Genomic DNA, 12,257 nt, shown 5'->3' with positions numbered 1-12,257 from the left:
ACCTGGGGGTCAAGTTCAGGGTGAGGGGAGTCGTGTCAGTGTGAAGGGAACATCAGCGGCATCGGGTGCGGCGCTTGCGCTGGTATCTTTCCAGCGGCCCTGGTAGACCCGGCCGCACGAGCCTGGTTGCATTTCACCGTTCCAGGTGCCGGTGATGCTGATCCTGTCGGACGACTCGTCGAGCAGCAGCATGCCTTCGTCAAGGTCGCCGGCCAGCGCAGCCTCGGCTGAGTGCCCGGCCATGGTCGGCGTGCCGGCAGCCTGTCCCAGGTCGCGGCTGACCGTGCCGGCCAGGCTTTCCGAGAATTCGGCATGGCGCTGGAGCCGCATGGTGGCCCGCTCGGGCAGTCCGGCCGGTGGATCGGTGAAACGGACGGCCCAGCGGCCATGCAACTGCTCGGCTTTCATGCCGAGCGCCGATGGGCATTCGGTTTTAGACCTGTTTTGGGCGCTGGCGCATGCTGAAAGGGTATTGGTAGCTATTAAAAAAATAGCAAATCGGAAGAGTCTGGAGTGCATGAATCTGGGGATGCCCTGGTCGGTTTTGCAATGACAGGCGATAGGAAAAGACGCCGTTTGGCTGCAGGTGCTGTAAATCACGGGCGGATCATGTTAGCCCAAACCGTAGTTCCGGTTGTCGCCCCGGCTGAACGCGCGCGGCCATGACCGCTGCCAACCCGTCGCCGCTGGCCAGCCGCGCGGTTTGAAAATCGCAGGCATCCCCGGTGCGTCTGCCTGTTATTTCCGTTTACCGGGCGTCGTAAGCCGCCTTGGCGGCCGCTGCTGCTGCCACACCGTCGGCGGCTTTCTTGGCGAATTCGGCGCGCAGGGCCTTGAGCTTTTCGCGCGGGTCTTCCTTGATGGTTGCCTTGTCCAGCGCCATTTCGGCAATGAAGCGGCTGGGAACGCCGGCTATCAAGTCGCGGCCTTTCTTGCGTTTGCGCAGCCAGTTCACCGCCAGCGTGCGCTGGGCGCGGGTGATGCCGACATACATCAGCCGGCGCTCTTCCTGCAGCCGCAGGGCGATGCTGTCGGTGTTGATGCCGTCGTCGTCATCGAGCTTGAAGGGCAGCAGGCCTTCGTTGACGCCGGCCAGCACCACATGCGGCCACTCCAGCCCCTTGGAGGCGTGCAGTGTTGACAGCGTCACGACGTTCTGGTCGCCTTCACGTTCGCTGATGGTCGAGAGCAGGGCAATCGTCTGCACCACCTCCAGCATGGTCTTGGTGGGTTTTTCGACCGTGGCACCGGATGCGTCGTCAATCTGCCCGCCGCAGCGCTGCGCCATCCAGTCGCAAAAATCCATCACATTGCTCCAACGCGCCGCTGCCACCTTTTCGCTGTCCTCGCCGTCGTAGAGGTGCTTTTCGTAGTCGATTTCCTTCAGCCAGTCGGTCAGGAAAACCCGCGCGTCCTCGGCGCCCACGGTGCGTTTGGCGCGGTATTCGAGGTCGTTCAGGTAGCGGCCGAACTCCTGCAGCGAACCGACTGCCTTGGCCGGCAACACCGAGTCCAGCGAATGGCTGAACAGCGACTCGAACAGGCTGAGCTTGTAGGTCTCGCCAAAGGTGTTGAGCGCGCCCAGCGTGGTGTGGCCAATACCGCGCTTGGGCGTCTTGATGGCGCGGATGAAGGCCGCGTTGTTGTCGTTGTTGACCATCAGCACCATCCAGCTGCACAGGTCCTTGATTTCGGCGCGGTCAAAAAAGCTTTGCCCGCCCGACACCTTGTACGGAATGTTCGCCTTGCGAAAGGCTTTTTCAAACGGCTTGGCCATGTGGTTGGCGCGGTAGAGCACGCAAAAGTCTTTCCATTCGCGGTATTGCTGGCCTTCGGTCTGCAGGCTGCCTTCGGCGCGCAGGCTCTGGATGCGCGCCACCACGCGCTCGGCCTCGTGCTCTTCGCTGTCGCAATCGACGACCCGCACCGGCTCGCCTTCCCCCAGTTCGCTGAAAAGGGTTTTGGGGAACAGCTTGGGGTTCGGGCCGATGACGTTGTTGGCGGCGCGCAATATCGCGCTGGTCGAGCGGTAGTTCTGCTCCAGCTTGACGACTTTCAGCGTCGGAAAGTCCTGCGGCAGTTTTTTCAGGTTGTCCAGCGTCGCGCCGCGCCAGCCGTAGATCGACTGGTCGTCGTCGCCCACTGCCGTGAAGCGGCCGCGCGCGCCGACCAGCAGTTTGAGCACCTCGTACTGGGTGGCGTTGGTGTCCTGGTACTCATCGACCAGCACATGGCCGAGCGCCGCCTGCCACTTGCTTCGCACCGCCTCATGCTCTTGCAGCAGTTTCAGCGGCAGGCCGATCAGGTCGTCGAAATCGACGCTCTGGTAGGCGCTCAGCCGCTCTTCGTAGTTGGCCATGACCCGCGCCACCAGCCGTTCCTCGTCGCCGCTGGCCTGCGCTTCGGCCTGCGCGGCGTTCAGCCCCTGGCTTTTCCAGGCGCTGATGGTCCACTGCCACTGGCGCGCCGTGGCCACGTCGGTGCTGCCGCCCGCGTCTTTCAGGATGCTGGTCACGTCGTCGCTGTCGAGGATGGAAAACTGCGGTTTCAACCCCAGCGCGGCGCCGTCTTGCCGCAGCATGCGCACGCCCAGCGCGTGAAAGGTGCAGATCAGCACGCCCTTGGCCGGCTTGCCGATCAGGCTCTTGGCGCGCTCGCGCATTTCGGCGGCGGCCTTGTTGGTGAAGGTGATGGCGGCAATCTGCTCGGGCCGCATGCCGGTCTGGATCAGCCGGCCGATCTTGTGCGTGATGACCCGCGTTTTGCCCGATCCGGCGCCGGCCAGCACCAGGCAGGGGCCGTGCAGGTAGTTGACGGCTTCCTGCTGGGCCAGGTTCAAGCCGTGGGCGATGGGCGATGCGGGGGGGGCTGAAGACATGCGGGCAAGGAATCTGGAGGGTGCAAACAAGCGCACGGGAATAAAGACCGGAGACAAGGCGGGCAAACAAGCCCGAAGCAGCGGCCATCATAGCCAGTCGCCTGAATGCCGGCACGGCCGGAGACAATACGCGCTGTGCTCAACATCCTTGCCGTCACCTTTCCCTTCTTTGCGCTGGTGCTGTGCGGCTATGTCGCCACCCGGCGGGCGCTGTTGCCGCAAGCCGCCATTCCGGGGCTCAACAGCTTTGTGCTGTATTTCGCGCTGCCGTGCATGTTGTACCGTTTTGGCGCCAGCACGCCGATTGCGCAGCTGCTGGATTTCAGCCTGGGTGCGGTCTATCTGCTGTGCGCGCTGCTGATGGTGGGGCTGACGATCGCGCTGACGCGCAAAGGACCGATCGGCTGGAACGATGCCGCGTTCGGCGCGCTGGTCGCCGCTTTCCCCAATACCGGCTTCATGGGCGTGCCGCTGCTGGTGGCGCTGCTGGGCGCACAGGCTGCCGGGCCGACGATTGTCACCATCGTCATCGACATGCTGGTCACGTCGTCGCTGTGCATCGCGCTGTCGCGGCTCGATGGCGCTGACGAGCTTGGCGCGGCACGGGCCGCCAAGCTGGCGCTCAGGGGCGTGGTGGTCAATCCCTTGCCGTGGGCGATTGCCCTGGGCGCGCTGGCTTCCGCCATGGGCCTTGCGCTGCCCGGGCCGATCATGGGAACCGTCGGCCTGCTCGCCGATGCCGCCTCGCCGGTGGCGCTGTTTACGATTGGCGCGGTCCTGGCGCGCTCCCAAATAAATAGCAAACTACGCATACCTGCCGTGCGCTATGTGCCTGTGGTGCTTATAAAGCTGGTGCTTCACCCGTTGCTGGTCGGCGGCGTGGGAATGGGCGCCATCGCACTGGGCCTGCCGCTGGAGCGCTTTGGCCTGACCGTGCTGGTGCTGGTGGCGGCCCTGCCCAGCGCCAGCAATGTGTCCATGCTGGCCGAACGCTTTGGCGCGGACAACGGGCGCATTGCGCGCATCATTTTGCTGTCAACGGTGCTGGCGTTCTTCAGTTTTTCGGCGGCGGTGACCTTGCTGGTGTGAGCCGGCTTACTGCAGCAACTCCAGCAGCGTGCGCGCGACCACCTTGGTGGCGCGGCGCAGGTCTTGCAGCACCAAATGCTCGTCGGCGCGCTTGGCATTGCTTTCAAACACGGTGCGCGGGCCGGCGCCGTAGATGGCGGCGGGAATGCCGGCCGCGCCAAACAGCCGCACATCGGTGTACAGCGGCGTGCCCGACGTGGGAACCGGCTCGCCCGACACCTGCTCGCCATGCTTTTGCAAGGCCTGCACCAACTCCGCATTGCGGTTGTCCGGCTTCCACGCCTGGGCCATCAGCAGGCGCTTGATCTCGACCGTGAGGCCGGGCAGGGTGGCGGCCGCCTCGGCAATGACGCGGCGCACCGTGGCCTCGACCTCGGCCGGGTTCTCCTCGGGAATCATGCGGCGGTCCAGCTTGAACACGACCTTGCCGGGCACGACATTGGTGTTGGTGCCGCCTTCGATGCGGCCCACATTGAGGTAGGGATGCGTGATGCCTTCGACCTGCGAGGTGATGGATTGGTAAAGCTGGTTTTGCTGGTACAGCGCCGTGAGGATGGCGTTGGCGCCTTGCAGCGCGTCGATGCCAGTGTGGGGAATGGCCGCATGCGCCATCTTGCCGTGCACGGTCACTTCCATTTGCAGGCAGCCGTTGTGGGCCGTGATGACCTCGTAGGCAAAGCCGGCGGCAATCAGGAAGTCGGGCTGGGTCAGCTTGTGGCGCAGCAGCCAGCCGGGGCCGAGTTCGCCGCCAAATTCCTCGTCGTAGGTGAACAGCAGTTCGATACCACCCTTCAGTGGCAGGCCGAGCGCTTCCAGGGCGCGAACAGCAAAGGTGTAGGAGGCAAAGTCGGACTTGCTGACGGCCGAGGCGCGGCCGTAAAGCTTTCCATCAACGACCTCGGCGCCGTAGGGGTCGTGCGTCCAGCCGTCGCCCGGCGGCACCACGTCGCCATGGGCATTCAGCGCGATGGTGCGGCCTTCGCCGTAGTGGCGCCGAACCACCAGGTTGGTGATCGACTCCATGCCGTAGTCCTTGACTTCCTGGGCCGGCACCGGATGCTTTTCCACTTCAAATCCGAAACCCTGAAGCAGCTCGGCGGTGCGCTCGGCGTGCGGCGCGTTGTTGCCGGGCGGCGTGTCGGTGGGCACGCGCACCAGCGCTTGCAGGAACTGGACTTCTTCGTCAAAGTGCGCATCGACCCAGGCGTCAAGCGCGGGGTCGTGGTGGTTGTTGGTCATGGTTGTTCCGTGGCAAGTTGGTCTAGCAGGGCTTGGAAGGCACGCACGCACAGCTCGGTGTCGTCGTTGGTGATGGATTCCAGCGGGTTGTGGCTGATGCCGGCATTCAGGCCGCGCACAAACAGCATCGCCTGCGGCATGATTTCGTGCAGCTTCATGGCGTCGTGGCCGGCGCCGCTGGGCATGCGGAACACCGGCAGGCCCAGCGTCTCGACGGCGCGCTCCCAGCGCTGCTGCCATTCGGGCGCGCTGGGCGCGGCGGCGGCGCGCATGGTTTCTTCCAGCTTGTAGTGCAGGCCGCGACGCTGGCAAATGGCTTGCAGTTCGTGGCGAACGTCGGCAGCGCAGGCGTCGCGCACTTCATTGGTGGTCGCGCGGATGTCCAGGCTGAATTTGCAGCGGCCCGGCACGACGTTGATCGAGCCATTGGGCACCTCGAGCATGCCGATGGTCGCCACCAGGTGCGCCACGCTGGCGCCACGCTTTTCGACATACAGCGCCAGCTCGGCGGTGGCGGTGGCCGCATCGCGGCGGCGGTCCATGGGCGTGGTGCCGGCGTGGCTGGCCATGCCGATGACCTCGCCAAGATAGCGCACGCTGCCGTTGATCGAGGTGACGATGCCCAGGGGCAGGTCGATTTCGTTCAGGACGGGGCCCTGCTCGATGTGCACCTCGACAAAGCCGAGGTAATCGGCCGGATCGCGCTGCAGCCTGGCAATGTCGTCAACGCACAGGCCGGCATGCGCCATCGCTTCGCGCATGGTGATGCCATCGGCGTCTTTTTGCTCCAGCCAGCGCATGTCAAAGTGGCCGGTCAGTGCGCCCGAGCCCAGAAACACCGCCTTGTAGCGCTGGCCTTCCTCTTCGGCAAAACCGACGACCTCGATGCCGAACGGCAGGCGGCGCCCCTGGCGGTGCAACTCGCGCACGCAGGCCATCGGCACAAAAATGCCCAGGCGACCGTCGTACTTGCCGCCATTGCGCACCGTGTCGTAGTGCGAGCCGGTCAGCAGCCGCCGGGCCTTGGGGTCGCTGCCGTGGTAGACGCCGACCACGTTGCCAACCGCATCGATCAACACGTCGTCAAAGCCGCAGTCCTCGCGCATCCCCTTGGCCAGGCGCTGGGCGCAGGCGCGGTGCGCATCGGTCAGGTAGGTCACGGTCAGCTCGCCGCGCTCGGCGTAGCCGGGGTCGCTGTGGGTGCTCAGGCGCTCGTGCCAGTCCCACACCAGGTTGCCAATGTCTGGCGAGTGGCCGAACTTGTCGTTCAGGCGGATTTCGGCGATGCGGTGGATGTTGCGCAGGCACTCGGCGAGCTCGAACTCGGGGGGGTTGTCCAGCCGGCGCGCCAAGGTCGCGATGATCTCGGCCTTGGGCAGGCCCAGGCCGCGCGGACCACGCACCGCCAGGATGAAGGGAAAGCCGAACCGGGCGTTGTAGTCGGCATTGAGCTGCTGGATTTGCGCGAATTCTTCCGGCGTGCAGTCGGTCAGGCCGGCCTTGCCCTGCTCGTTCGTCGACTCGGCCGTCAGCGTTTGGCTGACCATGGCCTTGCCGGCCAAGTCGGGGTGGGCGCGAACCAATGCAAGCTGGGACGCGCGTGCGGCATGCCGCACCACCTGGACCAGCGCCAGCTTGAGCGGCTCCAGGCTGAGAAAAGGGCGCTCGGCCCAGGCTTGCTCTGCGATCCAGGGCGAGTGCTCGTAAGTGCCGTCGAGCAGTTGGACAAATTCGGCCTGCGAGGCGGCGTTGAGTTGGGTCAAGGTGATCATTGGGCGGGCCAGACAAAGGCCGTGTCAGGGTTGAAGGGATGCGCCTGTTTCCAGTGGCGCGCGATGTCGATGCGCCGCGTCACCCAGACGCGGTCGTGTTGTTCGATGTGGTCGAGAAAGCGCTGCAGCGCGCGCATCCGGCCCGGGCGGCCCAGGATGCGGCAGTGCATGCCGATGCTCAGCATGGCGGGCCGCTCGTCGCCTTCGGCATACAGCACGTCAAAGCTGTCGCGCAGGTAGGTGAAGAAATCATCGCCCTGCGAAAAACCCTGCGGCAGCGCAAAGCGCATGTCGTTGGTGTCCAGCGTGTAGGGCACGACGAGCTGCGGCGCCAGTGAGCCGTCGGTTTTTTCGACATTCAGCCAAAAGGGCAGGTCATCGCCGTAGTAGTCGCTGTCGTATTCAAAGCCGCCATCGTCGGCCACCAGCCGGCGCGTGCGCGGGCTGTCGCGCCCGGTGTACCAGCCCAGCGGGCGCTGGCCGGTCAGGCGCTCAATGGCCGCCATGCCGCGCGCCATGTGTTCGCGCTCGGTTGCTTCGTCAATGCCCTGGTAATTGATCCAGCGCCAGCCGTGGCAGGCGATTTCATGGCCGAGTTCGCAAAAAGCCGCCGTCACCTCGGGGCAGCGCTCCAGCGCCATGCCGACGCCAAACACGGTCAGGGGCAGGCCGCGCTTTTCAAACTCGCGCAGCAAGCGCCACACGCCGGCGCGCGCGCCGTATTCGTAGATGCCTTCCATGCTCAGGTGGCGCTCGGGGTAGGCCGGCGGGCTGGCCATCTCGGACAAAAACTGCTCGCTGCCGGCGTCGCCGTGCAGCACCGAGTTCTCGCCGCCTTCCTCATAGTTCAGCACGAACTGCACCGCAATGCGGGCGCGGCCGGGCCAGGCGGCATGCGGCGGGTTGCGGCCATAGCCTTTCAGATCACGCGGGTAGGCGCGATGAATAGGGGTGTCAACATTCATGTGAGGGTCCATCAAAGAGGCCGAAGCGCATCGGCAAGGTCCGTGGAATTGGGGTTGAGCCGCAGGTTGCGTTCGACATTGGCTATGTGGTGCTCCATCAGCCGGATCGCCGTGCGGGCATCGCGCTTTTCGAGCGCGTCCACGATGTGCAGGTGCTCGTCCTGGGAGTGCACGGCGGAATGGGCTGACTGGTACATCAGCGAAATCAGCGACGAGCGGCTGAGCAGATCGGCCAGCAACCGGGCCAGCACCTCATTGCCCAGCAGGCGCGCGAGCAGCACGTGAAAGTCGGCCAGCAACCGTGTGCGGCCCGGCACATCGGTGCGGTGGATGGCGTCCTTCTCGTCACGCAGGTGGGCGCGCAGTTGCACGATGTGCGCATCGGTGATTTGCGCGCAGAGCTGGCGCACCATCGCGGATTCGACCATGGCGCGGACTTCAAACACCTGGCGGGCCTCCTCAATACTGGGCATGGCGACGGACGCGCCCCGTGCCGGCTCAAGAACGACCAGGTGCTCCCGGCTGAGCTGATTCAAGGCCTGGCGCACGATGGTGCGCGAGACGTCAAAAATGTCAGCGATCTTTTGTTCGGTGAGCTTGGTGCCGGGCATCAACCGGCGCTCCACGATGGCGGCCGTGATCGACTCCACAATGCGTTGCGTCGAGCCGGGCCGCGCCGCCTGTTCCTTGGCCCCGACGACCTGAAGATGGTGAAGACGTTTCATAAATGTGTGTGCTTGGCTGTTCGTTGGTGTTTTCAAAGTGTATACAATTTATTTCAGTGAAACAAGTTTTTATCACTTCCACGGCCCTGATGTTCGGGAAGCGTGTCAGTTTCGTTGTGTTTTAAAAAAAGGAGAATTTTTATGGGCCATCTCAGTACCCATGTGCTTGACACCATGAACGGTTGCCCTGCTGCCGGCATGACGGTGACACTGCAGCGCGTCAAAGGCGAAAGCTTCGAGACCCTCAAAACCCTCACCCTGAATGCCGATGGCCGCAACGCGGGCGGGCCGCTGCTGGACGCCAGCGCCATGGCTGCCGGGCGTTATCGGCTGCTATTCGACGTTGCGGCCTACTTCCGTGCCCGTGGCGTCGTGCTGCCCGAGCCGGCCTTTGTCGATGTCGTGCCGATTGATTTTGGCATCGCCGACGCGCAGGGCCATTACCACGTGCCCTTGCTGGTGACGCCCTGGACCTACGCGACCTACCGGGGCTCCTGAGCGTCGGCTGGTTGGCCGGGTTCTTGCATGATTAGCGGCAATGTAGAATTTTTTACACGATGCCGGGAAAACCCTGTGAATTCGCGTCTTGAAAACTGTATACATTAATTCCACGTCGCCGCGGAGCCCGCGTCCGCTGGCCCTTTGGGGGCTGGTCTACCCGGTTGCGATGTCCACTCCTTAGAGAGCCCGCAGTGGTAAGGGGAAAGCGCAGCGCATGGCGGCTGTGCATTCCTTGACTGTGAGCGCGCAAATGGATACCGCATACCTTCTCGACTGGGCCAACCTGCTGCTGCGCTGGGCCCATGTCATCACGGCGATTGCGTGGATCGGCTCGTCGTTCTATTTCGTCTTCCTGGACAGCAGCCTGACCCCACCCGAAGACCCGGAACTGGTCAAAAAAGGCGTGGACGGTGAACTCTGGGCGGTGCACGGCGGGGGCTTCTACCACCCGCAAAAGTACCTGGTCGCGCCCAGGCAGATGCCCGAGAACCTGCACTGGTTCTACTGGGAAAGCTACTCCACCTGGCTGACCGGCTTTGCGCTGTTCACGGTGCTCTACCTGTTCAATGCGGCCACTTTCCTGGTCGATAAAAGTGTGTATGACTGGTCGGCCGGTGCGGCCATTGGCGCTGCGCTGGGCTTCCTGGTGGCGGGCTGGGTGGTGTACGACACCATCTGCCGCACCTTTGGCCGGCGCAAGAACGGCGAGCTGATCGTCGGCAGCTGCCTGCTGGTCTTCGTGGTGTTTGCCGCCTGGCTGGCTTGCCAGCTGTTCGCCGGCCGGGCGGCCTTCTTGCTGGTGGGCGCCATGCTGGCCACCACCATGAGCGCCAACGTGTTTGTCTGGATCATTCCCGGCCAGCGCAAGGTGGTGGCCCAGCTCAAGGCCGGCCTGCCGGTCGACCCGGTCCATGGCTGGCGCGCCAAGCAGCGCAGCGTGCACAACACCTATTTCACGCTGCCGGTGCTGATTGCCATGCTGTCCAACCATTACGGCTGGCTGTATTCGGCCAAGGGCAACTGGCTGGTGCTGGTGGCCCTGATGCTGGCCGGCGCCTTGATCCGCCACAGCTTCGTGGCCCGGCACAAGGCCGGGGTTCAGGGCAGGCGCGCGCCCTGGGAATATGCCGGTCTGGGCGCGGCCATGCTGGTCGCGCTGGTGGTGTGGATGGCGCCGCCGCCGCCATCGGCCGCTGCCGTTGCGGCGGCGGGCAAGCCGGTCAATTTTGCTGAAGTCAAGACCGTCATCGACCAGCGCTGCGTCCTGTGCCACAACGCGCAGCTGCAAAGCAAGGGCGTGGCCCTGCACACCCCCGAATTGGTCAAGCAGCATGCCCAGGCGCTGTACCAGCAGGCGGTCGTGCTGAAGATCATGCCCATGAACAATGCCACGCAGATCACCGACGACGAACGCGCCGTGCTCAAGCACTGGTTCGAGGCTGGCGCCCCGGTCAACTAGACCGGCTGGCGCACCACCGCATCCGGCACCGCATTCCAGGCGGACACCGCCCCCGGCCCGTGGTGTGAACGGGCTTTTTTCCAGCCTACCCCAAAACGACCCCCAAGGAGACAAGCATGACCCCTGACACCGTGCATCCGGTAGATGAAAAGCTGCCCATCGGAAAACTCACCGCGCTGGGCCTGCAGCATGTGATGGTGATGTATGCCGGCGCCATCGCCGTGCCGCTGATCGTCGGCCGCGCGCTGAAGCTCTCGCCCGACCAGGTTGCCCTCTTGATCTCGGCCGACCTGTTTGCCTGCGGCATCGTCACGCTGATCCAGTCGCTCGGCTGTGGCCGCTACTTCGGCATCCGGCTGCCGGTGATGATGGGCGTGACGTTTGCCGCCGTCGGGCCGATGGTGGCCTTTGCCAATGCCATGCCCGGCGTCGAGGGCGCGCGCGCCATCTTTGGCGCCATCATCGGGGCGGGCGTGCTGTCGATGCTGATCGCGCCCATGGTCAGCCGGCTGCTGCGCTTTTTTCCGCCGGTGGTCACCGGCACCATCATTGCCATCATCGGCATCAGCCTGATGCGGGTCGGCGTGGGCTGGGCCGTGGGCGGGCCGGCGCAACTGGCGCAAACGGTCGATGTGCCCCAACTGGTGGCCATGGTGGACAGCGCCAAGGCGGCGGCCGCCACGGCTGCCGCCTCGGCGCCAGCGGGCGCAGCGGCGCCGGCGCTCAAGCTGCCCGGGCCGATCCCGATGCTTGACAACCTGGCCTATGGCGCGCTCGACAACCTGGCGATTGCCGCCTTCGTGCTGGGGGTCATCTTGCTGCTGGTCAAGTACATGCGCGGCTTCGTGGCCAACATTTCGGTGCTGCTGGGCATGGCCGCCGGCTGCGTGCTGGCCCTCTCGCTGGGCAAGATGAACTTCGACAAGGTCGGCAAGGCGCACTGGTTCGATGTGGTGACGCCGTTTGCCTTTGGCCCGCCGACGTTTGACCTCGTGATGATCCTGACCATGACGCTGGTGATGGTCGTGGTGATGATCGAGTCGGTCGGCATGTTCCTGGCGCTGTCGGACCTGACGGGCAAGAAGGTCAGCCAGGCCGAGATGTCGGCCGGCCTGCGCACCGACGGCCTGGGCACGCTGATCGGCGGCATCTTCAACACCTTTCCCTACACCAGTTTTTCGCAAAACGTCGGCCTGGTCGGCGTGACCGGCGTGAAGAGCCGCTGGGTCTGCGTGGCGGGCGGCGTCATCATGGTCATCCTGGGCATGCTGCCCAAGATGGCGGCCTTCGTCGAGTCGATTCCGATCTTCGTGCTGGGCGGCGCCGGGCTGGTGATGTTTGGCATGGTCGCGGCCACCGGCATCCGCATCCTGTCCACGGTGGATTACAAGGGCAACCGCAACAACCTCTACATCGTCGCGCTGGCCATCGGCTTCGGCCTGGTCCCGCTGGTGGCGCCGCGCTGGATGCAGCAGATGGCGCACAGCCTGCACCCGCTGCTCGAATCGGGCATCTTGCTGACCGCCGTGTCGGCGGTGCTGCTCAACCTGTTCTTCAACGGCGCCAAGGCCGACGTGGGCCGTTCCATCGAGGCGGCCAAACTGGCCGAGGCGCATTGAGTTTGGAAAA

10 protein-coding genes are annotated in these 12,257 nt (G+C 64.6%); 4 read left to right on the top strand and 6 right to left on the bottom strand.

All coding sequences use genetic code 11. The features are described from left to right. Positions 1-15: 15 nt before the first annotated feature. On the bottom strand, positions 16-408 hold the full coding sequence (locus IWX85_RS15580; RefSeq protein ID WP_231379830.1) for a hypothetical protein: 393 nt from the start codon (positions 406-408) through the stop codon (positions 16-18). Between the two features lie 340 nt (positions 409-748). Next, positions 749-2,878, bottom strand: coding sequence for an ATP-dependent helicase (locus tag IWX85_RS15575; RefSeq protein WP_231379827.1), 2,130 nt, complete (start codon positions 2,876-2,878; stop codon positions 749-751). A 135-nt stretch (positions 2,879-3,013) separates the two neighbouring features. On the opposite strand from IWX85_RS15575, the gene IWX85_RS15570 reads away from it, so the two are divergent. Beyond that, positions 3,014-3,967, top strand: coding sequence for an AEC family transporter (locus tag IWX85_RS15570; protein WP_036806683.1), 954 nt, complete (start codon positions 3,014-3,016; stop codon positions 3,965-3,967). 6 nt (positions 3,968-3,973) lie between these two features. On the opposite strand, the gene IWX85_RS15565 is transcribed toward IWX85_RS15570, so the two are convergent. From IWX85_RS15565 to IWX85_RS15550, 4 genes are read right to left on the bottom strand one after another with little or no spacing between them, the layout of a single operon-like run. Next, complete coding sequence (locus IWX85_RS15565) at positions 3,974-5,206, bottom strand: ArgE/DapE family deacylase (protein WP_196870340.1); 1,233 nt, start codon at positions 5,204-5,206, stop codon at positions 3,974-3,976. Then, a complete protein-coding gene (gene uraD, locus IWX85_RS15560) occupies positions 5,203-6,978 on the bottom strand; it encodes a 2-oxo-4-hydroxy-4-carboxy-5-ureidoimidazoline decarboxylase (protein WP_036806679.1) in 1,776 nt (591 codons plus the stop codon). The genes IWX85_RS15565 and uraD overlap by 4 nt, the downstream gene beginning before the upstream one ends. Then, positions 6,975-7,943 carry an allantoinase PuuE gene (gene puuE / locus IWX85_RS15555; RefSeq protein WP_196870339.1) on the bottom strand — a complete coding sequence of 323 codons (969 nt, stop codon included), beginning with the start codon at positions 7,941-7,943 and terminating at the stop codon, positions 6,975-6,977. Before puuE ends, uraD begins: the two co-directional genes overlap by 4 nt. A gap of 11 nt (positions 7,944-7,954) precedes the next feature. Beyond that, positions 7,955-8,668, bottom strand: a complete 714-nt coding sequence (locus tag IWX85_RS15550) for a GntR family transcriptional regulator (RefSeq protein WP_036806672.1) — start codon at positions 8,666-8,668, stop codon at positions 7,955-7,957. A gap of 141 nt (positions 8,669-8,809) precedes the next feature. Between IWX85_RS15550 and uraH the strand changes: the two genes are divergently transcribed. The 3 genes from uraH to IWX85_RS15535 all read left to right on the top strand — a co-directional run bounded on the left by uraH (position 8,810) and on the right by IWX85_RS15535 (position 12,247). Beyond that, positions 8,810-9,166 carry a hydroxyisourate hydrolase gene (uraH, locus tag IWX85_RS15545; RefSeq protein ID WP_196870338.1) on the top strand — a complete coding sequence of 119 codons (357 nt, stop codon included), beginning with the start codon at positions 8,810-8,812 and terminating at the stop codon, positions 9,164-9,166. Positions 9,167-9,419: 253 nt separating this feature from the next. Beyond that, positions 9,420-10,628 (top strand): urate hydroxylase PuuD, encoded by a 1,209-nt coding sequence (locus IWX85_RS15540; protein WP_196870337.1) that lies wholly within the window; start codon positions 9,420-9,422, stop codon positions 10,626-10,628. 116 nt (positions 10,629-10,744) lie between these two features. Further along, positions 10,745-12,247: a nucleobase:cation symporter-2 family protein gene (locus tag IWX85_RS15535; RefSeq protein WP_196870336.1), complete on the top strand. Its 1,503-nt coding sequence runs from the start codon at positions 10,745-10,747 to the stop codon at positions 12,245-12,247. Positions 12,248-12,257 lie beyond the last annotated feature (10 nt).

It is taken from the genome of Polaromonas sp. CG_9.11 (genome assembly GCF_015752225.1).
Taxonomy (GTDB): Bacteria; Pseudomonadota; Gammaproteobacteria; order Burkholderiales; family Burkholderiaceae_C; genus Polaromonas.
The sequence above is the reverse complement of the archived record's forward strand: the minus strand, read 5'-3'. Positions and strand labels throughout refer to the sequence as shown.

Bases quoted from the DNA above. Each gene is read 5' to 3' on its own strand.
- puuE (WP_196870339.1), bottom strand. From the start codon at position 7,943: ATGAATGTTGACACCCCTATTCATCGCGCCTACCCGCGTGATCTGAAA.
- uraD (WP_036806679.1), bottom strand. From the start codon at position 6,978: ATGATCACCTTGACCCAACTCAACGCCGCCTCGCAGGCCGAATTTGTC.
- IWX85_RS15575 (WP_231379827.1), bottom strand. From the start codon at position 2,878: ATGTCTTCAGCCCCCCCCGCATCGCCCATCGCCCACGGCTTGAACCTG.
- IWX85_RS15580 (WP_231379830.1), bottom strand. From the start codon at position 408: ATGAAAGCCGAGCAGTTGCATGGCCGCTGGGCCGTCCGTTTCACCGAT.
- IWX85_RS15565 (WP_196870340.1), bottom strand. From the start codon at position 5,206: ATGACCAACAACCACCACGACCCCGCGCTTGACGCCTGGGTCGATGCG.
- IWX85_RS15535 (WP_196870336.1), top strand. From the start codon at position 10,745: ATGACCCCTGACACCGTGCATCCGGTAGATGAAAAGCTGCCCATCGGA.
- IWX85_RS15550 (WP_036806672.1), bottom strand. From the start codon at position 8,668: ATGAAACGTCTTCACCATCTTCAGGTCGTCGGGGCCAAGGAACAGGCG.
- IWX85_RS15540 (WP_196870337.1), top strand. From the start codon at position 9,420: ATGGATACCGCATACCTTCTCGACTGGGCCAACCTGCTGCTGCGCTGG.
- uraH (WP_196870338.1), top strand. From the start codon at position 8,810: ATGGGCCATCTCAGTACCCATGTGCTTGACACCATGAACGGTTGCCCT.